Source organism: Gilliamella sp. Pra-s52, assembly GCF_009795805.1.
Classification (GTDB): Bacteria; Pseudomonadota; Gammaproteobacteria; order Enterobacterales; family Orbaceae; genus Gilliamella.
The window spans coordinates 19,934-42,139 of the sequence record NZ_WTEY01000005.1 but is presented as its reverse complement, the minus strand read 5'-3'; the positions used below and the strand labels follow the sequence as shown (position 1 = coordinate 42,139).

Genomic DNA, 22,206 nt, shown 5'->3' with positions numbered 1-22,206 from the left:
AATGAGTCAGGTTGTAAAAGATGCCGCAGAAAAAACCTTTCAAGAAAACTTTGTTAAAGAATTAGAAATATATAAATGGCGGGCACCTGACTTTTTAGATGGTAATCGACGTAAAGTAACGGTTAATGATTTAGTCACCCACTGGCGGAGTGAACTTAATCGGCTTAATGCTGATCAGCTTGAGGGCGTTGAGTTAACCGATAACGAATTTAGCCAAGTAATGGCAAAAGTTAACCAACTACAAAACAGCTACCAAGCGGCAAAACTGCTCGCCATGGAAGAGTCAAAAGGCAAAATCGATGGTATCTATCGCGATGATAACCCGCTTATCACCCGTAAACAAATTACCTTAACTATCTTTAAAAAACCCGAGGTGCGTGGCGGTGATTCCAGTTATCGCATTGCCCGCGAAGTGCAAACACCTAACGGTAACCGTTTTGATTTGGTGCTGTTAATTAATGGTTTACCGTTAATTAATATCGAACAAAAACGTACCGATAAAAACCTTGACGAAGCATTCGAACAGTTTAAGCGTTACTATCGAGATGGCGAATATAGCAACAATTTTATGGCTTTTTCGCAAATGATGGTAATAAGTAGCGAAATCGAAACCCGTTACTTTGCCACGCCCAAAACAATTAATGACTTTAATCCTAGCTTTGTGTTTCATTGGGCGAATAAATCAAATCAACCGATCAATCATTGGCAGCAAGTAATAGAACAATTTTTAATGATCCCAATGGCACATCAAATGGTGGGCGACTACTTAGTCATTGATGAAGCCAAAGAAGAAGAAAACCGCCGACATATGCTAATGCGTCCTTATCAGGTCTTTGCTTTGCAAGCAGTAGAAGGGGCGGCATTTGGTTGGGATAATCCTGATAAAAAACCACATGGCGGCTTTGTTTGGCATACGACGGGTTCAGGTAAAACCATTACCAGCTTTAAAACAGCTCTATTTTTATCGACCCGTGCAGGTTTTCATAAAGTGGTCTTTTTGGTCGATCGGCGTGAACTTGATAGCCGTACCAGTGATAACTTTAAAGCTTATGCTGCTTTTGAACCAGTCACCGTTGATGATACGCACAGCACCGCGCAGCTTAGAAAACACCTTAGCACGCGCCAAAATGGTATTGTGGTAACCACTATTTTTAAACTGCATAATTTGGTTAAAGCTCTTGAAGAGGGTAAAGATAATCACTTAGCCAATAAAAAAATTGTCTTTATTGTTGACGAAGCACACCGTTCCACCATGAAAAATATGATGGGCGATATAAAAAACCATTTTAAAATAAATGGGTTATTTTTTGGGTTTACTGGTACGCCACTGTTTGACGAAAACAAAATTAAAGGCAAAATAAACGAAAACAGCGAAGTGATTAATACTACCGAAAAGCTATTTGGCCCTAAATTACATCAATATACCATTGACGAAGCCATTGCTGATGGTAACGTGCTTGGATTTCATGTCGATTACATCAATACGGGCGAATTTAGCAGTTATGATGATTTACGCGATAAGCTTATTGAGCGTATTAAAATCGAAAAACCAGAACAATCCGATCGCGAAATCGCCCGATTAGTACATAGCTGGAGCGAAACCGAAGTTGAAAAGCAAGCGATAGATAAAGCACTATTAGTTTATCATGATCAAACCCATATCCCGCAAGTGGTTGAAGAAATTTTAAGTAACTGGCAAGCACAATCGCAACAGCAACAATTTAATGCCATTTTAACCGTCGCTTATAAAGAGCGGGTCATTGCCTATTATCATGAATTTAAAAAACAACTGGCAAACCAAGCGCAAAAAATCAATATCGCCATGACCTTTAGCTTTGGTAACGAAAATGATCCAGATAATGTTGATCCTGAAATTATCAACACGATGTTTAATGATTATGCTGAGTTTACTGGCATCAAGTTTATCGCAGGTGATAAAAAACATGGCGAACAAGCCTATTTTGAGGATGTGGTTGAACGTGCTACCCGTGGCGGTAGTGGTCGTAATGGTAAAAATATTGATTTAGTGATTGTCGCTGATCAGCTATTAACCGGCTATGATTCTAAACGACTCAATACCCTTTATGTTGACCGTACTTTAAAATTACAAAACTTAATTCAGGCGTATTCACGCACCAATCGCGTGTTTGGCTCTAGCAAAGAGTTTGGCACAATTGTAAATTTCCAAACCCCTCGCCTAACCGAACAAATGGTTAACCAAGCCCTTGAGCTATATGGTAGTGGTGGTGGTAGTAGCAAAGCGATTGTTGAAACCTATGCCACTGCTGTGCGAATTTTAGCTAACGATTTGGAGCAATTAGTTTTAACCTTAGCCGATCCAACCCAATGGCAATTAATTCAACATGATGATAAAAAACTAACTGAATTTAGCAAAGCATTTAAAATAGCGGCTGATCAGCTTAATATTGTCCAACAATATTATGAGTATCAATGGGATAATACCACTTTTGGCATGACCGAGCACCGTTGGTTGCAATATGTTGGCGCATTTAAAAACTTAACCGCTAAAGAAAGTACCACTAAAACGCCAACCATTGTGCCCACTTTAATTGGCAAAACCAAATTAGCAGGCACACAGGTGATTGATGCTGCGCATATTCTTAGCTTAATTGGATCTAAAGTGAAGCATGTTGATGGTGTGCAAACCGTTAACGACGAAACTAAGCGCATAATCTACGAACAAATCCAAGAATTAAGCCAAATGGGCGAAGATCAACAAGCAAAAATATTAAAGGAATTTGTCGATACCGAATTATTAACTGGTCGCCTATCAAGTCAAATCCATTTTGATCAAGCATTTACCAATTGGAAAAACGACAAAATCAAACATGCCGTTAACCAGTTTGCCAACGAATGGGGCATTGATAGCAAGCTATTATTACAAGCAATAACTGAGTTTGAACTATCAAAATCGGACATTGTGCCTTATTTTGCTGAAATTATTCAAACGATTGACTTAAACAAAGCAAATAAAGATATTGATAATTTATTTATGCTCAATCTCGCCTTACATGACGAACTTCCACGTTGGATGACCGAGATTAAACAACAATTTAACTGATTACTTTAAGATAAAACTAAACAATTAAAAAATTATGTTAATTACAATTGGATGATTATTTATGGCTTACTATACCAATATATTTTCACCTGAAACATACCAAGCTCTTATCCATCAAGATAAATAGAGCCACAATAATAATCTTACTCTTTTGTAAAAAGGTTAGCGTATTTACTATAAAAATCGTTCAAGTAGGGTATTGATTTTATTGAAGTTTTTATTTTGGATTTTTTATTTAAAATCATATGGTTATACGATTATTTCTATTTTTAGTGTAGTTAGATTTGAGCTATCTTTGGCGTAAGTAAAAAACTAAAGTTAGTGTTAAAAAATTTTATGTGACTTTGTGCTTATGTAATAAAACAATCTATATTCAATCAATAATGTTTAAAAATATGGCGTTTAAATTAAATAGGTATTGCTTTATTATTTAATTACTATAATATGGTCACCGTCTTTGACGCGGGGTGGAGCAGCTTGGTAGCTCGTCGGGCTCATAACCCGAAGGTCGTTGGTTCAAATCCAGCCCCCGCAACCAATTCTAAATCATTCTTTATATTTTCCTGTTTTTATATTCACTATTCCGATTTTGGCACCGCCAGCAATGTTGATACTGCTTCGCTAATGCGTCTTGCTATGTAGCTATTGTTCATAGTGTATAAATGAATGCCATCGACATTTTGTGAAACTAAATCAACAATCTGATCAATTGCATAAGCAATACCAGCATCACGAAATGCTTCTGGGTGGTGTTCGTATTTTGCCATCATTTGTTTGAATTTTTTAGGTAAATTCACCCCACACATCGATACCATGCGCTCGATTTGATTTTTATTGGTTACTGGCATAATGCCTGCTTCAATAGGTATCTTAATGCCCATATCGTAAGCTTTATCTAAAAAAGAATAAAAATAGTCATTATCAAAAAATAGCTGTGAAATAAGTTGATCAGTACCTGCATTGACCTTTTCTTTTAAGTGGATCAGATCTTGTTTTAGGGTTGAGGCTTCAAGATGTCCTTCAGGATAACATGCGCCAATCACGTTAAAATCACCGTTTTCTTTAATAAATGTTACCAGTTCGCTGGCAAAGCGAAAGTCATCTTTAGGTTGCACGTTAGGGCTGATATCACCACGTAACGCAAGCACATTATCAATTCCTGCACATTTAAGGTCATGTAGGATTTTTTGCATTTCGGCTTTATCAAAATTAATCCCCGGCAAATGAGCAACGCTTTCAATGCCATAAGTGTGTTTTACCGAATGGGCAATATCAATGGTGGTTTGTCCATTTAAGCTACCACCAGCACCATAAGTGACACTGATAAAGTCGGGTTTGAAGTAGCCAAGTTCCCGTAAGGTGCTATAAATTGTCTCTAACGGCGAGGTTTTTTTAGGCGGAAAAACTTCAAAAGAGAACACGGTTTTTTTATTAAATAATAGATTTGTTTTCATTTATCTTATCCATTCGTTAGGTCGCTTATTTCCCTTATTGACGTTTCCGCCGCCAAAATAGGCGGCGGAAGTGTAAAGCTAGGCAAAGTTCAATGTCTTTATAAAAAAGCACAACAACTTTGTAAAAACAGTGCCTAATTCAGTGTTTTTCTAACTTCTAAAGTAGCTTGAACAAGGTGTTGCAAGCTTTCAACGACTTCTTTTTCGCCACGCGTTTTTAAGCCACAGTCTGGATTGATCCATAATTTTTGGTTATCAATCTTCGCCAGTAACTTTTCAATCGTTGCTTTGATTTCGGCTACGGGTGGTACGCGTGGTGAATGGATGTCGTAAACCCCTGGCCCCACTTCGGTTTTAAAGTTGTTTGCATTTAGTACGTCAATCAACTGCAAATTAGAGCGAGAAGCCTCGAACGAAATAACATCGGCGTCCATTGCATCAATATCTTTTATAATGTCAGCAAATTCGCTATAACACATATGGGTGTGAATTTGCGTATCAGCTTGCACTTTGCTGTGTACCAATCTAAATGCAGGGATCGCCCAATCAAGGTATTCACTGTTCCAGTCGGCTTTACGCAGTGGTAGTTTTTCTTTCAATGCGGCTTCGTCAATTTGAATAACTTTAATGCCTGCGGCTTCAAGATCTAACACTTCGTCACCAATAGCCAATCCAATTTGGAATACTGATTCTTTTTGTGAAATATCTTCCCGTGGGAATGACCAATTTAGAATAGTCACAGGACCTGTTAACATGCCTTTTACGGGTTTATCAGTCAGACTTTGTGCATATTTTGAATATTCAACGGTAATTGGTTTAGAGCGTGAAATATCACCCCAAACAATCGGTGGCTTAACGCAACGTGTGCCATAAGATTGTACCCATGCTTTTTCGGTAAAGACAAAGCCATTTAAGCTTTCACCAAAATATTCGACCATGTCATTACGTTCAAATTCACCATGAACTAAAACATCAATACCAATTTCTTCTTGTAATTTAATACACTGCGCAATTTTTTGTTTATTAAATTCAGTATATTCATTTAAGCAAATTTCGCCTTTTTTGAATTTAGCACGATTTAAACGTACGTCAGGCGTTTGTGGGAATGATCCAATCGTAGTGGTTGGTAATAGTGGTAAATTAAAGGCCTTTTTCTGCGCTGCTTCACGCACGGAAAATTCAGGTAAACGAGTAAAGTCTGAATCTTTTAACGCGGCCACTTTTTGGCGTACCGCTTGGTTTGCGCCTTCGCGTTCACGAGTAAATAATGTTTGGTTAGCTTTATAAGTGGCATTATTTTCAGCGTTTGCTTCTTTAAATAACTGACCGAGTTCAGCAAGTTCTTGTAGCTTTTCTTGAGCAAAAGCAAAATAAGCACGTTGTTGAATGGTTAATTTGGTCTCATTTTGTAAAGTATAAGGCACATGCAATAATGAGCATGAAGTATTGATCACAATATTTGTGGTTTTTTGTTTGATTTTGCTTAGCAATGCTAAGGTTTTTTGGTAATTGTTTTTCCAAATATTTTTGCCATTAACCACACCAGCAAATAACACTTTATCAGCAGGGAAACCATTATTTTCAAGCAAAGTTAATGACTGTTTACCTTCAACAAAATCAAGTCCAATACCATCAAAAGGTAATGCGATAAGTTCTTTATAACAATCACGCACATCACCAAAATAAGTTTGTAAAACAATCTTAGTTTGTCCTTTTACCGATAAAATGGCTTGATAAAGCTCCGTAAATAAAGCGATATCGTCTTTATTTAGATCCGTCACTAAAATTGGCTCGTCAATTTGGATCCACTCAGCACCCAGTGCGGTAAATTTTTGGATGATGTCTTGATAAGCTTTAATAATATCGGCTTTAAAATCACCAAGCTGTTTTTTACCTAAATACTGCGCTAATTTAAAAAATGTTAATGGCCCAACAACAACTGGTTTGGTTTGAATGCCAAGTGCTTTGGCTTCTTGATATTCATCAAATGGTTTAGAGCCCGCTAATTTGATTTGTACTGAATCTTCAATCTCAGGCACTAAATAGTGGTAATTAGTGTTGAACCATTTTTTCATTGCAAGTGCACGAACATCGCCTTTTTCGCCTTGATAACCACGTGCCATAGCAAAATAGCGGTCAAGTTCAGGCAAACCAAGATCTTGATAACGTTGTGGAATGACATTAAGTAAACATGCTGTATCTAATACCGCATCATAAAATGAAAAATCATTAGATGAAATAAACGCGATTTTTTGTGATGCTTGTTGTTGTAAATGTTCAGCTCGTAACGCTTTAGCTTCGTTTAATAATTCAGCTTGTGTTTTATTGCCTTTAAAATAGGCTTCTGTTGCAAATTTAAGTTCACGAAGTTTACCAACTCGAGGGTATCCAATAACAGCAGTATTCATTTTTTATTTCCTTTTTATCGTTTTTCTTTAGTGATAAAGAAGATAACAAAAAAAATAGATATTGAATAATTCTTGTTTTTTATTGGTTGATATAGTTTTTTTTTATACCAAATAAAATAAAAAATCCCACTATCGTTAAATAGTAGGATTTATTATTAATTCTATAACTTTAAATCATTTTTGACGCCATTCACCATGAATAGGTCTTGAAAAGTGGGCAAGTACCGCAATCATACAGACTTCGATCGATGCTCCCCAATAAATATGACCTAAAATTTCGCTCCAAAGCTCATAACCATTTAAATTCCATAACCAACCAACTGTGCCTTCGGCATCATAAGCAGGGTGACGAAAACCAAGCAATGGGATTAAAAAGCCATGCATCACAACCGTAATAATGATGCCATAAAATGCCCCATACCATAGGCGGATTTTATTCCAATAATATGCACCAGCCACATAAACAAAGGCAAAAGCAAAACTGAATAACCAGTGGTAAAGCGTCACCGCACCTAAAACACTTGCACCTTGATAAAGGTAATCGAGCGAATGAGAATCAATCCCAAGCCAACCCAGCCATGCATCAATATGTGCCGCTGGCGGTGAAATTTCACCCGGTACTCGTGGAGGCATATTAACTTCTGAACCCCATTTTACTAATGAACTGAAAAATCCGCCAATGATTGTTGTCCAAATGATAACTTGACGATTTATTTTATTTCCAAACATATTTAGGTTCCCGTTGTTATGATAGATATGTGTTCAGATTATACTCCTGTGTAATTTGGGATAAAAGAGGAATAAGTGGGGTTGGTGGTAATTATTTATAGAGCGGTTTACACCGCTTTTGGGGTAGCTAGTTTTCAGGAGTATTTTCTATTTTCGTTTAAAATAAAGCAATTGATTAACAAAATATATTCTATATAGGCAACTAACTTTTTAATTTAAATCTTCAATCTGTTCTTCAAATACTGACATATCAATACTAAGTAATTCTAAAGAGTGATTCCGTTTAATACCTACTCCATTTTCAATAAGTAATTCAATTAATCGAGAGCCATCAATTAACGTAATTGGGGCTGCGCCTGGATAATTAGCTGCTTCGGCACAACCAGATGAAAATTTCCCGGTTGTGATTAATGTGCCTCGAATGGCTTTATGATAAGGTAAAGCTCCTCTTAGCTGATCAATCAATGGGCGATTAACAGAATTTTGCATACGCTTTACCTGAACGACTTCGGTAATTCTCGTAATCCCCACTTGCACATTACCAATAACATCAATTCCTTTATCACCAGATGCTTTTGTCACGTTCACATCTTCATAGCCCATCGCTTGTAATAATTGACCAATCAGTGCTTCAAAATGATATGGATTCATATTCTGTAACTGTTCTGATAATAATTTTTTTTGTTGCTCATTATAACGAACAATAGAATCCATAATTTCGTCTAACGGATCACTGAGTTTTGCTTGTGGTGTTGTGTCTAACCATTTTCGACCACTATCTGTTATGTGATAAATAATCCCTTCGCGTTTTAAGAGTTTACGATCGACTAAATTTACAAGGCGAGCATATAACGTAGATTTACATGCTTGTTCACTATTCCATTTAGAATTTTGACGTAAATAAGTCATCCATTCAGGTAATAAATCTCCATTTTTAGCTTGTCCTCTAACGCTTAACAATTCTAATAATTGCAATACACCTTCCGAATCATCCAGCTCTAGCCAAACGTCTTTATCTCCCTTTAAAAAAGCTTGTCCTTTTGGTGAAGGTTGCCAATAACCTTGTATATCGACAGTCATTAGAGCGTTATTATTTATAAACATATAAGCACCATAGCTATGACGAGGATTTAACACATGATTATCCTGTATCCATATTTTATTTGCTATTTCAGCATATTCACCACTTAGTCGTTCACCAATCCAACTATCAGGTTCTGACCAATCGACTGGGTTCTGTGGAGTTCCTGACTGGCCACGAATATCGCTAATCATCCCATGTACAGACTTTTTACTGTAACCAGACACGGCTTTAATCATTGCAATAGTTTTTGCATATGTTGGAAATAGTGGCGTTATTGTTTTATATTTCACAGCTGATACCTTATGCTTTTGTGATAAGTTAACATATTAAAAATAATTAATTAAATAATAACTCTTTTTAATTAATCTAAAAGTTAACTGATTTTATAACAAAAAATAAGTCTCATAAACAAAAACCAAAAACCTGTATTTATTTACAGTATTTTTACTGCTATACTGCTAACATTACAACTAGCCTTATTTATTAATTTATTATGATAACTCAACTAACTATTAATAATTTTGCTATCGTCGATCGGTTGCTTGTGGATTTTTCTTTGGGGATGACGGCGATTACGGGTGAAACGGGCGCAGGGAAGTCGATTGCTATTGATGCATTGGGATTATGTTTAGGAAATCGTTCTGATGCTTCATCTATTCGGCATGGTGCTGAACGTGTGGATATTTCGGCTTGTTTTGTGCTTGATGATACGCCTGCGGCTTTTGCTTGGTTACGCGAAAATCAACTTGATGAGGGCAATGAGTGTATTTTGCGACGAGTAATTAATCAAGATGGTCGCTCTAAAGCGTTTATTAATGGCCGTGCTGTTCCTATTTCGCAATTAAAAGATTTGGGGCAAATGTTGATTCAGATTCATGGGCAACATGAACATCAGCGCCTGTTACGCAGTGATTATCAGCAGTTGTTGTTAAATCATTATATGAATGAGCCAACACTACTTGCCCAAATGCATCAAGCCTATAAGCAATGGAAAGAGGCAACACGAGCTTATCAGCAATATGAAACAACACGGCAAGAGCGTGATGCGCATATGCAGCTTTTGCAATATCAATTGAAAGAACTCAATGAGTTTTCGCCCATTGAGGGGGAATATCAACAAATTGATGAAGAATACAAACGGTTATCTAACAGTGAACAGCTAATTCATTTAAGTCAGCAATCTGTTATGTTGTTAGACGAGGCAGACGACTATAACATCAGCAATTTGCTAAACAGTGTAAAAAATAGTGTTCAAGAACTAACCTCGCTCGATCCTACGTTAAATAATGTTTATAACATGTTGGAAGACGCATCGATCCAAATTAAAGAAGCAAGCGATGAGCTTCGTCACTATAGTGAACGTTTAGAGCTTGATCCTGCTCGAGTTATGCAACTTGAACAGCGGTTATCTAAACAGATTGCTTTGGCACGTAAACATCATGTCTCGCCCGAAGAATTGCCAAATTTGCATCAAACTTTGTTAGCTGAATTTAAACAAATTAATCAGCAAGATGAGCAAAGCGAACAACTGAAAGCCAATATTACCAAATATCATCAAACCGCTGTTGAAATTGCCACAAAATTACATCAAAAAAGATTAACAATAAGTAAAACACTAGCCAAAAAAGTGACCACTATCATGCACGACTTATCCATGCCGAATGGTCAATTTAGTATCGATGTTGCTTTTGATGACAACCGATTAAATGAAGACGGCGCCGATCAGGTAACATTTTTAGTCAGCACCAATGCAGGGCAAAGCGCACAACCACTTGCAAAAGTGGCTTCAGGTGGTGAGCTGTCGCGTATTGCTTTGGCAATTCAGGTGTTAACTGCTCAAAAAATGGATACGCCAGCTTTAATTTTTGATGAAATTGATGTTGGTATTAGTGGACCAACAGCCGCTAAAGTCGGTCAGCTATTAAGGCAACTGGGTGAATCAACGCAAGTGATTACAGTAACCCACTTACCACAAGTTGCAGGACAAGCAAATCAGCACTATTTTGTTAGCAAACAAACCAACGGCAAGCAGACATCAACCGATATGCAAAAGCTAGATAATACAGGTCGTTTAAACGAACTTGCTCGGTTATTAGGGGGCGACAAAATTACTGATGCAACATTAGCCAATGCGAAAGAGCTACTTATTATCTAACCGAATTGTGGTAATATAACGCTTTCATTTTAGGTAGGAAGCTGGCTTATGAGTCTAACAGGTAAACGTATCTTATTAGGAATTACTGGCGGCATTGCTGCTTATAAATGCCCTGATCTGGTTCGTCATTTAAAAAAATGTGGCGCACAAGTGCGTGTTGTTTTGACCGATTCAGCTAGCCATTTTGTTACTAAAATGACATTACAAGCGGTTTCGGGCAATTCGGTATCGAGTGATTTATTTGATCCATCTGCCGAGCTGTCTATGAGCCATATTGAACTGGCCAAATGGGCCGATTTAGTCCTTATTGCCCCAGCTACAGCCAATATTATTGCCAAAATAGCTAACGGCATTGCCGATGATTTATTATCAACAGTTTGCTTAGCAACGCCGTCGCCAGTTGTCATTGCGCCAGCAATGAATCAACAAATGTATAAAGCGGCGGCGACGCAACATAACTTATCAGTATTAGCATCAAGAAACACCTTAATTTTAGGGCCTGACAGTGGCTTTCAAGCCTGTGGTGATATTGGGCCGGGGAGAATGTTAGAGCCTGAAACAATCGTTGAAAATATTAAACAGTATTTTTCAACCACTGCGGTACTTTCAGGTATATCGATAACGATTACTGCAGGACCAACAATTGAAGAAATCGATCCTGTCCGTTATATTAGTAATTACAGTTCGGGTAAAATGGGTTTTGCAATTGCAAATGCTGCGGCGCAAATGGGTGCAACGGTCACCTTAATCAGTGGTCCGGTTCATTTAGATACACCAAATAATGTTAACCGAATTGATGTTAAAAGCGCTAGGCAGATGTATGACCAAGCATTGGAGCATGCCCAAAAATCGACGATTTTTATTTCTTGTGCCGCCGTTGCTGACTATCATGCTAAAACAATTGCGACGCAAAAAATCAAAAAAACGGGCGATAACGATGAACTTGTGATTGAACTAGTAAAAAATCCCGACATTGTTGCAAGTGTTGCCGCATTAAAAACACATCGTCCTTTTGTCGTAGGGTTTGCTGCTGAAACCAATGATGTTAAAGCTTATGCACTAAAAAAATTAACGACAAAAAATCTAGATTTAATTTGCGCTAATGATGTATCAGACAAAAGCATCGGCTTTAATTCTGATCAAAATGCATTAACGCTATATTGGCAAAATGGTGAGCAAACGTTACCATTAAGCAACAAACAACAATTAGCAACACAATTACTTGAAGCAGTTATAAAACGATATAAAGCGAGTCACGATGAAAAGAAAAATTGATATAAAAGTATTAGACAAACGTTTAGGAAATGAATTCCCGCTACCTACTTATGCAACTGAAGGCTCAGCAGGGATTGATTTGCGCGCAATGTTTGATAAAACAACCGAAATCAAACCAGGCGAAACCATCTTAACGCCAACAGGTTTATCAATGCACATTGCCGATCCTAGTTTAGCGGCATTGGTATTACCTCGTTCAGGGCTTGGTTCAAAAAATGGTATTGTACTTGGTAATTTGGTTGGTTTGATTGATTCGGATTATCAAGGTCAATTGTTTGTGCCGGTTTGGAACCGAAGTCAAACCCCTTTTGTGATTGAAGCAGGCGATCGAATTGCCCAACTAATCATTGTTCCGGTTGTACAAGCTGAATTTAACATTGTTGATGAATTTGTTGAGTCAGCACGAGGTGAAGGTGGATTTGGGCATTCGGGTAAAAAATGATTGTGACAAACAAAAATAAAAATCGGAAAGAAGACATATTACAGGCATTAGCCAAAATGCTTGAATCCAATGAAGGTACACAACGCATTACGACAGCTAAATTAGCGGCAACGGTTGGGGTTTCTGAGGCAGCGCTTTATCGACATTTTCCTAGCAAAACCAAAATGTTTGAAAGCTTAATTGTCTATATTGAAGATATCTTGTTGTCTCGAATTAATGTCATTATGCAAGATGAGCCAAAAACATATACTCGCTTACAACTTATTCTTGCTTTGATATTAGGTTTTTCTGAAAAAAACCCAGGATTAACTCGAATTATGACTGGGCACGCATTAATGTTTGAACAAGATCAATTACAAGAACGCATTAGCCAACTATTTGAACGGATTGAAACACAAATTAAGCAAGTTTTACGTGAGCGTAAAATTCGTGAAGGCGTTGCGTTCAGTACTGATGAGCGTATTTTATCTAGCCAATTATTGGCTTTTTGCGAAGGAATGATGGCGCGTTATTCTCGTTCAGGTTTTAAACATCTACCAACAACTGATTTTGATACACGTTGGGCTTTATTAGCTAAACAACTGATTTAGTTCATGTCGATAAAACACGTTGACAGAAATATCAGCTACCGATTACTGAGGATAATATTATGAGTAATAATAATACAAATTTTGAACTCTTTTTAAATCATATCATTTATTTTATCAAAAGATATGATGGGGTTGTATTTAGTTATATTGCCCATTTTTGCTTTGCTATTCTTATTTTGATTATTGGTAGAGCTATCGCTCGGTTTATTAGCAACCAATTAAAACGCATATTATCAAACCGCCATGTTGACCCGACTGTGGTTAAATTTGTCAGTGCCTTATCGTATTATGCCATCCTTGTTATGACATTGGTGGCAGTTTTAGGCCAATTAGGTGTACAAACCGCATCGATTGTCGCTATTATTGGTGCGGCAGGATTAGCAGTTGGTTTGGCATTGCAAGGCTCTCTATCCAACTTTGCAGCAGGGGTTATTTTAATTATTTTCCGCCCATTTAAAGTAGGCGAAACAGTTGTGATTAATAGCCAGCAAGGTGTGGTTGATTCAATACAAATTTTTTCAACATCCATAATCACATCCACCAACGAACTTGTTGTGATACCTAACAGTCAAGTCGTCAATTCTAATATTGTAAACTACACACGATTGCCTGAAAGACGTTTAGATTTGGTGGTTAATGTTGGATATGATTCTGATATTCAAACTGTTTACCAAGTGTTAAAACAAGCAGTTGATAACACAAAAAATATATTAACAACCAAAGAGTCAACTATTCGATTAGATGTTTTAGATGCTTCTTCAATGAATTTTAATGTATTAGTTTGGACATTAAATGAAAACTACGGAGCAGTAAAAGGTGAGCTACTTGAAAATATCAAAAATAGATTAACGGAAAATAATATCAATATTCCATATCCAACTATGGATGTAAATGTTAACAATAAGTCGTAATTTATTAAATAATCCCTTATTAAATTGCCACTTATTTAAAATGCCGTCGATAAATATCAACGGCATTTTTTATCTTAATTAAATATCTTGATCCATATTTAACGCTGGTTTTTCGCAATCAGGGCAACCCACCACTTTGGCTGGCACACCTGCAACGGTGGTATGTTGTGGTACAGGATCTAACACAACAGAACCCGCCCCAATTTTAGCACCTTTACCGATTTCGATATTACCTAAAATTGTTGAGTGAGCGCCAATCATTACCCCTTCTCGAATTTTAGGATGACGATCGCCGTTTTCTTTACCCGTACCGCCTAATGTAACGGATTGCAAAATAGAAACATCATTCTCAATTACGACCGTTTCACCAATCACAATCCCCGTTGCGTGATCAAACATCACACCGCAACCAATTTTTGCCGCTGGATGAATATCCACGCCAAATACTATCGCAATTTGGCTTTGCAAAAAAATGGCCAATGATTTACGGTTTTGTTTCCAAAGCCAATGAGCAATTCGATAAGCCTGCAAAGACAAAAAGCCCTTGTAATAAAGAACAGGGGTTGAATAATAATTAGTGGCAGGATCACGAATATAAACAGCTATGATATCGCATATAGCGGATTGAATAATAGTCTCGTCTGCTTGATAAGCCTGCCTAGCAATTTCACGAATTTCAATAGCGGGCATAACCTGAGAGACCAGTTTATTAGCTAAAATATAGCTTAAAGCACTACCCAGATCTTCATGATTAAGTAAAGTTGCATGGAAATAACTTGCTAGCATTGGCTCGCTTTCCACTAATTCAAAGGCTTCTTGCCGAATGGTTTGCCATAACATTTCGGGGTTTACAACTATTTTTTTATCGTTCACTACAAGTCCCTATACACAATAACTAAAATTGCTAACATTGTTTCGCAAACTTTCCTTAGAAGCAAGAATTGTATTTATTTAATATTGATAAAAAAGAAAAATGGAAACAATATGTTCCCATTTTTGTAATTATTAGTGCTAATTTAAAACTATTGTTGCTTTACCTTTTTCTCGTCACTTAAAGTAAATATTGCTATTATCGAAGTAAGTAAAACAACGCCTGCAAGCACATAAAATGTTGTTGCATATCCTGTATTATCAAATAATTTACCCACCAACCATGACAACACAATAACACCAAGATTTGATGAAATATTAAAACCGACTAAGTAAAGTGTAGCAGATAATCGGGCATCAAAATTACCTACAATATATTTAAACATTGCCAAAATAAATAAGGGAATTTCAATCGCATGAAATAGTTTTACTAACGAAATTAAATAAATATTATCTAATGTTGCAGATAATGTAATTCGGCAAATCATGACTAGTGCAGCAACTAATAACGATTTTTTAGCCCCCATTTTGTTAATAAAATAAGGAGCAATAATCATACAAGTTGCTTCTAAAAAGACTTGGAAAGAATTTAAATAGCCATAAACTTCATAACCATCTTCTGGTTTGTCAAAAAAGCTAGTATAAAAATTAGGAAATAATTGCTGATCATAGATAGTGTAAAAACTGTAGGTACCAATAACAAACAACACAAACAACCAAAATCTTTGTAATCCAAACAAAGAAAAGATTTCGCCCATTGTTGGAATGGTCGTTGTTTTTTCTGTTAAAATGGTATTGTTATTTTTACTCGATAATGTTTGATAGTGTTTTGGTTTAAATACAATATTAATAGTAAAAAAGACAGCCGCAACAACCGACGCCATCCAAAAATTAATATGAGGATCAATACCAAATAACTTACCCGCAACAAATGTTGCAGCAGCATAACCAAATGATCCCCAAAAACGAGCAGAACCAAATTCAAAGCCAAATAATCGGCTAATACGTTCAATAAAAGAGTCAATCAAAGCGCTACCTGAAATAAAGCTGGCACTTAAAACTGGTGCACCAATACAAACTCCCCAAATAAAATTATTTTGCAATAAAGGTTCATATACATAAATTAAAAATGGACCAATAAGTATCATAACGATACTTTGAAAAGTAACAACTGCTTTACCTGTTTGTAGTTTATCTTGAATAATGCCATAAAAAATCATAAAAAACATGGCAGCAGCAGAATTGGCCGCATAAACAATACCTAACTGCTCACCCGATAAGCCAATTTTACTTTTTAACCAAATGGCATAAAAAGACCACCACAACGACCATGCGGCATAAAATGTAAAAAGGTAACCAGATGAGAACCAATAATTTCTGTTTTTCACTATATTCATATTTATTACCCTATATTCAGTTTTTTAACGTTAACATGTTAATGTTAACATTATGAGCATATTTAATAAGGAATAAACATAACCAATTCTCATAATTGCTACTTATCTCACATTTTTTATCATTTATCATTGTGTTATCATTTTATCGAGTTATTATTAATCGTTAATCGTCTATATTTGCAAGTAAAAAGGATTTATATATGGCTTCACTAAAGGATGTTGCAAAACTGGCATCAGTATCTTTAATGACAGTATCTAGGGCAATAAATGATCCCAGCAAATTAAACAAAGAAACTTATAATCGAGTCAAGCAAGCCATTGATCAGCTTAATTATGTTCCCGACTTGTCAGCTCGAAAAATTAGAGGTGATAATTCAGGACCTCGTGCTATTGGGGTGCTAGCCTTAGAAACAGCAATGACACCTTTTTCGGTTGAATTACTACAAGCGATTGAGAAAACCGCTCAACAATATGGTTGGAATACTTTTATTGTAAATTTGTTTGATGATAAACACGCCGATCATGCAATTAACACGCTATTATCATATAGACCCGATGGAATTATTTATACAACGATGGGGTTACGAAAAGTTGATCTACCTAAAAAATTACTTAAAAAAAATCTAGTATTAGCTAATTGTATTAGTAATTCTGAAAAATTACCTTGTTATATACCAGACGACTATTTAGGTCAATATCATGCTATGCAACAAGTAATTCAAAAAGGTTATAAAAAACCTTTATGTATCTACCTATCAGATAAAACCTTGGCAGGTAGTACTAGACGTAGAGCAGCCGAACAAGCATGGCAAGATGCAGGAAAAAACATAAAAGATTTAAAAAGTTATCATATAACTTATTTACCAAGTAATATTAAGCAAGAATATATGATGACGGTTGATATATTGAAACAACATTGTAATAAAACACTTGATTTTGATGTGCTAATTTGTGGAAACGACCGCATTGCTTTTGTAGCTTATCAATTTTTACTTGGTCAAGGTCTTCACATTCCATCGGATATCGCTGTATTAGGTTATGATAATATGGTGGGTACTGGTGAGCTATTTTACCCGCCACTAACGACCGTCCAACTTCCCCATTATGAAATTGGTAAACAAGCGGCCTTACATATAATTACCAAACAAACCCAAAAAGAGATAGTACATGTGGCATCACCTTATTTAGAAAGGAAATCTTTATAATTCAAACAAGCAAAAACTAAATTAATTCGAAATTTTTGTATCATTTAGATAATGGTTAAATTTACATTATTTTTTATATAAACGTCACCACTAACTAAAACATCTTAACCAAACAAGCTATTAACCAGTATTCACTGCCATTAGGCAGTGAATAAATATTACGCATAAATAGACTTTAATTGCCAACTATCTAATTTAGTCACTTTAGCTTGCCCATTTTCAGCAAATAAATTAATTTGACGCTTTGCCGGTAATTTAGGGTAAATACGGCTTGAAAAACTGTATAAATCCTCATTAACAAATACTTCGACTGATGAGGAATCAATAAAAACGTGCAAGGTTAATTTATCTGTTTCGGGTAACGGTACACTGCGATAACCTTGTAATTCAAGACCAGATAAGCTCCTATCAAGCACAATACGATTTGATTGCAGATCAACAAACAGTAATGTAGCTTGATTACCATCTTCAGTAGCGGCAAGTTGCAATCCAAACCGCTCGGCATCGCTTTGGGTTAAATCAAATTCAATCTTAAGTTCACAGCTAATGGATTGAATATGCGTATTTTTAAGTTGATTGTTTAGGATGATATTACTTAGCGATTGTGGCTTTTCTCGTAATGCTTCAAGCTCTTTAATTGGACGATTTCGGACTTTATTATTTTGATCTAAAATAAGTTCACGTGGAAGAGTAAACATGCCTGCCCATTTATCTTTTTTGCTTGGCATGGCTGATTCCCACATATCCATCCAAGCAAAAACAATACGACGCCCATCAGCGGCAAGAAAGGATTGTGGTGCATAAAAATCATGTCCAAAATCCATTTCTTGGAACGGTTTAATAACCGAAAAAGGTTTTCCTGGTTGCCAATCACCAACAATATAACCTGACTGAAAACGATTACGATATTGATACCCTTTTGCTTTCATTCCTTGCGGTGAAAACATCAAAACCCATTTATCACCAAGTGGAAAAAAGTCTGGGCATTCAAGCATATAAACGTTAGGATCAATATTACTGACAACAATCTGATCAAATTCCCAATGTTTTAAATCATTAGAACAATAAAGTAAGACCTCACCCACATCATCAGGAGTTCGTTGACCAACGACCATCCACCATTTACCGTCTTGCTGCCAAACTTTAGGATCACGAAAATGCATAATTCCATCTTTAGGAACAAGCACTGTGCCCTGTTTTTCAAAATGAATACTATCTCTACTAATTGCAAGGCATTGAGTTTGGCTGATTTGAGCATCGTTTCCTTCACCATTTAACCAAATATGACCAGTATAAAGCAGGCACAGTTCACCATGGTTATCAACAGCAGAACCTGAAAAGCAACCACTTTTATCAAATTCTTGATCAGGTGCAATGGCTATTGGTAATCGACGCCATGTTACCAAATCATCACTTACCATATGCCCCCAATGCATAGGTCCCCAATTTTCATTATAGGGATGATGTTGATAAAAAGCATGATATTGCCCTTTAAAATAGATTAACCCATTAGGATCATTCATCCATCCCGCTTGTGGTGCTAAATGAAAATGTGGATAGTATTCTTTATTCATCTCTTTTTCTAAATTTTCAACAGCTTGATTAGCTTTATCAATAGCATTAGACATAAAATCCCCTTTATTCACCCAATATTAGATTGATATAATTACATAGTACTCCAACTTATCTGTTAACGTTAACTAATGTTAAAATAACAAGAGAAATATGTGATTAATATCACACATTTTTAATATTAACCATGATTTTTTTGATAAATGATTTAGTCTATGATTAATCTTTAATAACAATATATTAAATAATAAAACCTAACTAATTTACATAAAATATCGATATATTCACTGAATTTAAACATAATTAACACAAATTAGGTCGTAAAATGAATAATACTAAAGTTTGGTCTCTTGGCGATGCGGTCGTTGATTTATTACCCCTTGGCGATATGAATTATAAAGCATGTGCTGGTGGCGCACCGGCTAATGTTGCCATTGGTGTTGCAAAATTAGGTCTTCAGTCGGGATTTATTGGGCGAGTAGGCAACGATCCTTTTGGTCATTTTATGGAAAAAACATTTTGCCAACATCACGTTGATTGCCAAAGTCTTGAAAAAGATGAACACCACAAAACCAGCACTGTAGTGGTTGATTTAGGTAATAACGGGGAACGTAGCTTTACTTTTTTAGTTTCGCCATCGGCCGATCAATTTTTATCTCAACAAGCGATTCCTAAATTTAACCAAGATATTTTACATTTTTGCTCGCTAGCGCTAGTTGGTCACACTTGCCGACAAACATTAAAAACAGCGATTGAAAGGTTGAATGGTAAAAAGGGTTTAATCAGCTTTGATGTCAATTTACGTGAACAAATGTGGCATGATAAAAACGAAATGCGCACAATTATTACGCAATTTTGTCATGATGCCGACATACTAAAACTTTCTGATGAAGAGCTATTTTGGCTAACCGAATCTAACGATTGGTGTGCCGCTTTAAATAAGTTACAACAACATTATGATGCAAAACTCAAATTAGTTACAAAAGGTAAAGATGGCAGTGTAGTTTTATGGCATGGTAAAACATTTTCGTTCGATTCATATCAGGTTAACAGCATTGATACAACCGGTGCCGGCGATGCTTTCGTTGCAGGATTATTAAGTAGTATTGCAACGTCCGGTATGCCAGACGATAAACTTATGTTAGAAAGCATGATGACTATTGCCAGTGCTTGCGGCGCGTTAGCAACAACTCAAAAAGGGGCGTTAACTGCACTTCCTGATAGCGCTTTTTTACAATCGTTTATTAGTGATAACCCTGCATTAACAGCAAAACAAATGGCGTAGTAACATGAGCGAAAAAGAGAAAATGCTAGCAGGTTTTCTCTATAACCCAGAGATCGATTTACTGGCTAACGAAAGGCTTTATGCGCAAGATCTTTGTTTTCAAATAAACCAATTATCGCCATTAGCCAAACAGCAACGACAACAGTTATTCCAAATCCTATTAGGCAAAACTGGACAACAGTTTACGATCATGCCTGGTTTTCAATGTGATTATGGCTACAATATTGAAATTGGCGAAAATTTTTTTGCTAATTTCAATTGCATTATGTTAGATGCGGCTAAAATTACTTTTGGCGATAATGTACTGGTTGCACCCAATTGTGGATTTTATACCTCAGGACACCCATTAGATTGCCAAACTCGTAATAACGGACTTGAATTTGCAAAGCCAATTACAATCGGCAATAACGTTTGGATCGGCGGCAATGTGATTGTATTACCTAATGTGACCATTGGCGATAACACAGTTATTGCAGCTGGCAGTATAGTTGATCGTGATATACCAAACAATGTCATTGCGATGGGCACACCTTGCCGCGTTTATAAAACACAGCTATAACACTTAAGTTATAGCTTACTACACTGTTCTCGAGCCCATTTATCAATTACTAACACATCCTCGATGGTCTGAGGTTCAGGTAAATTGAGTTTATCTAAGGTTGCCGCAACTTGATTTGCAATATCCATAAAACCAATTTTACTTTGCAAAAAAGCCTCAACCGCAACTTCATTGGCGGCATTAAGCGCCGTGGTGGCGGCTTGCCCTTGATTAAAGGCATCGATTGCCAATTTTAAACATGGATAACGGTCAAAGTCTGGTTGTTTAAATGTTAACGACGAAATTTGCGTAAAATCCAAAGGGGGCACGCTTGATGGCACACGATCGGGGTAAGACATCGCATAGGCAATTGGCGTACACATATCAGGCACACCAAGTTCGGCCACCACACTACCATCTTGATAACGCACCATGGAATGGATGATTGATTGCGGATGAATAATAATTTCCATTTCATCAGTACTAGCATTAAATAACCAACGAGCCTCAATATACTCAAGCCCTTTATTCATCATCGTTGCCGAATCGACAGATATTTTTTTACCCATTGACCAATTAGGGTGAGCCACTGCTTGCTCGGGAGTAACGTGCGCTAGTTTAGCTAAATCCCAATCACGAAATGGTCCACCAGATCCTGTTAACACAATTTTAGTAATGCCATGATCAGCAAGACTAGCAAAACCTAAATCATGCTGTACCGCCGTTGGCAAACTCTGAAAAATAGCGTTATGCTCGCTGTCCACTGGTAACAACTCAGCGCCATACTCTTTAAGCGCTTGCATAAACAAATGCCCACAGGTTACTAGCGATTCTTTATTGGCCAGCAAAATACGCTTACCTTTTTTAATCGCAGCAAGCGTTGGTTTTAATCCTGCCGCACCCACAATAGCCGCCATCACTTGATCGACTTCAGGCAACTGCGCTAAGTCACAAATGGCGTGTTCACCACTTAATACATCAATATCCAATTTTAAATTAGCAAGATTTGCTTTTAACTCTGCCGCGGCTTGTGCGGTTGCCATGGCAACATATTTAGGCTTAAATTCTTGGCATTGCTCAGTCATTTTCGTTACATTGCTTCCACCAACTAAAGCATAAGCCTTAAAAAGCTGAGGGTTTTGACGAATAACCGTTAGCGTACTGCAACCAATTGAGCCTGTCGAACCTAAAATTGTAATGTTTTTCATA

At 36.6% G+C, this 22,206-nt stretch carries 17 protein-coding genes and 1 tRNA gene; 10 read left to right on the top strand and 8 right to left on the bottom strand.

Annotated elements, in window-relative coordinates; genetic code table 11:
• Nucleotide 1 precedes the first annotated feature (1 nt).
• The gene (locus tag GQ594_RS05595) at nt 2–3,082 is read left to right on the top strand and encodes a type I restriction endonuclease subunit R, EcoR124 family (protein ID WP_160411785.1); all 3,081 of its coding nucleotides are present in this window, start codon (nt 2–4) and stop codon (nt 3,080–3,082) included.
• 461 nt (nt 3,083–3,543) lie between these two features.
• A tRNA-Met gene (locus GQ594_RS05590) sits at nt 3,544–3,620 on the top strand.
• A gap of 40 nt (nt 3,621–3,660) precedes the next feature.
• On the opposite strand, the gene metF is transcribed toward GQ594_RS05590, so the two are convergent.
• From metF to GQ594_RS12355, 4 genes are all read right to left on the bottom strand, one after another.
• Nucleotides 3,661–4,536 (bottom strand): methylenetetrahydrofolate reductase [NAD(P)H], encoded by an 876-nt coding sequence (gene metF, locus GQ594_RS05585; protein WP_160400652.1) that lies wholly within the window; start codon nt 4,534–4,536, stop codon nt 3,661–3,663.
• A 134-nt stretch (nt 4,537–4,670) separates the two neighbouring features.
• Entirely contained in the window at nt 4,671–6,944 is a 2,274-nt protein-coding gene (gene metE, locus GQ594_RS05580) for a 5-methyltetrahydropteroyltriglutamate--homocysteine S-methyltransferase (protein WP_160411786.1), read from the bottom strand.
• Between the two features lie 174 nt (nt 6,945–7,118).
• The gene (locus GQ594_RS05575) at nt 7,119–7,673 is read right to left on the bottom strand and encodes a YagU family protein (RefSeq protein ID WP_160411787.1); all 555 of its coding nucleotides are present in this window, start codon (nt 7,671–7,673) and stop codon (nt 7,119–7,121) included.
• A 210-nt stretch (nt 7,674–7,883) separates the two neighbouring features.
• On the bottom strand, nt 7,884–8,993 hold the full coding sequence (locus GQ594_RS12355) for a restriction endonuclease (RefSeq protein ID WP_160400743.1): 1,110 nt from the start codon (nt 8,991–8,993) through the stop codon (nt 7,884–7,886).
• 257 nt (nt 8,994–9,250) lie between these two features.
• Here GQ594_RS12355 and recN point away from each other — a divergent pair, with 257 nt between their 5' ends.
• From recN to GQ594_RS05545, 5 genes are read left to right on the top strand one after another with little or no spacing between them, the layout of a single operon-like run.
• On the top strand, nt 9,251–10,912 hold the full coding sequence (recN, locus tag GQ594_RS05565) for a DNA repair protein RecN (RefSeq protein ID WP_160411788.1): 1,662 nt from the start codon (nt 9,251–9,253) through the stop codon (nt 10,910–10,912).
• Between the two features lie 48 nt (nt 10,913–10,960).
• Entirely contained in the window at nt 10,961–12,187 is a 1,227-nt protein-coding gene (gene coaBC / locus GQ594_RS05560; protein WP_160411789.1) for a bifunctional phosphopantothenoylcysteine decarboxylase/phosphopantothenate--cysteine ligase CoaBC, read from the top strand.
• Nucleotides 12,171–12,629, top strand: coding sequence for a dUTP diphosphatase (gene dut / locus GQ594_RS05555; protein WP_034909576.1), 459 nt, complete (start codon nt 12,171–12,173; stop codon nt 12,627–12,629). Before coaBC ends, dut begins: the two co-directional genes overlap by 17 nt.
• Entirely contained in the window at nt 12,626–13,219 is a 594-nt protein-coding gene (gene slmA, locus GQ594_RS05550) for a nucleoid occlusion factor SlmA (protein WP_160411790.1), read from the top strand. The genes dut and slmA overlap by 4 nt, the downstream gene beginning before the upstream one ends.
• Nucleotides 13,220–13,278: 59 nt before the next feature.
• Nucleotides 13,279–14,130 carry a mechanosensitive ion channel domain-containing protein gene (locus GQ594_RS05545; RefSeq protein ID WP_160411791.1) on the top strand — a complete coding sequence of 284 codons (852 nt, stop codon included), beginning with the start codon at nt 13,279–13,281 and terminating at the stop codon, nt 14,128–14,130.
• 78 nt (nt 14,131–14,208) lie between these two features.
• On the opposite strand, the gene cysE is transcribed toward GQ594_RS05545, so the two are convergent.
• Together cysE and GQ594_RS05535 are read right to left on the bottom strand one after the other, a co-directional pair.
• Nucleotides 14,209–14,970: a serine O-acetyltransferase gene (gene cysE / locus GQ594_RS05540; RefSeq protein ID WP_160400742.1), complete on the bottom strand. Its 762-nt coding sequence runs from the start codon at nt 14,968–14,970 to the stop codon at nt 14,209–14,211.
• A gap of 182 nt (nt 14,971–15,152) precedes the next feature.
• On the bottom strand, nt 15,153–16,397 hold the full coding sequence (locus GQ594_RS05535) for an oligosaccharide MFS transporter (protein WP_160411792.1): 1,245 nt from the start codon (nt 16,395–16,397) through the stop codon (nt 15,153–15,155).
• A gap of 200 nt (nt 16,398–16,597) precedes the next feature.
• Here GQ594_RS05535 and GQ594_RS05530 point away from each other — a divergent pair, with 200 nt between their 5' ends.
• Nucleotides 16,598–17,602: a LacI family DNA-binding transcriptional regulator gene (locus GQ594_RS05530; protein ID WP_160411793.1), complete on the top strand. Its 1,005-nt coding sequence runs from the start codon at nt 16,598–16,600 to the stop codon at nt 17,600–17,602.
• Between the two features lie 158 nt (nt 17,603–17,760).
• On the opposite strand, the gene GQ594_RS05525 is transcribed toward GQ594_RS05530, so the two are convergent.
• The gene (locus tag GQ594_RS05525) at nt 17,761–19,230 is read right to left on the bottom strand and encodes a glycoside hydrolase family 32 protein (protein ID WP_160411794.1); all 1,470 of its coding nucleotides are present in this window, start codon (nt 19,228–19,230) and stop codon (nt 17,761–17,763) included.
• A 269-nt stretch (nt 19,231–19,499) separates the two neighbouring features.
• Between GQ594_RS05525 and GQ594_RS05520 the strand changes: the two genes are divergently transcribed.
• Both GQ594_RS05520 and GQ594_RS05515 read left to right on the top strand, forming a co-directional pair.
• Nucleotides 19,500–20,459, top strand: a complete 960-nt coding sequence (locus GQ594_RS05520; RefSeq protein ID WP_160411795.1) for an aminoimidazole riboside kinase — start codon at nt 19,500–19,502, stop codon at nt 20,457–20,459.
• 4 nt (nt 20,460–20,463) lie between these two features.
• On the top strand, nt 20,464–21,018 hold the full coding sequence (locus tag GQ594_RS05515) for a sugar O-acetyltransferase (RefSeq protein WP_160411796.1): 555 nt from the start codon (nt 20,464–20,466) through the stop codon (nt 21,016–21,018).
• A gap of 8 nt (nt 21,019–21,026) precedes the next feature.
• Here GQ594_RS05515 and ispC read toward each other — a convergent pair whose 3' ends face one another.
• On the bottom strand, nt 21,027–22,205 hold the full coding sequence (gene ispC / locus GQ594_RS05510; protein WP_160411797.1) for a 1-deoxy-D-xylulose-5-phosphate reductoisomerase: 1,179 nt from the start codon (nt 22,203–22,205) through the stop codon (nt 21,027–21,029).
• Nucleotide 22,206: the final 1 nt, after the last annotated feature.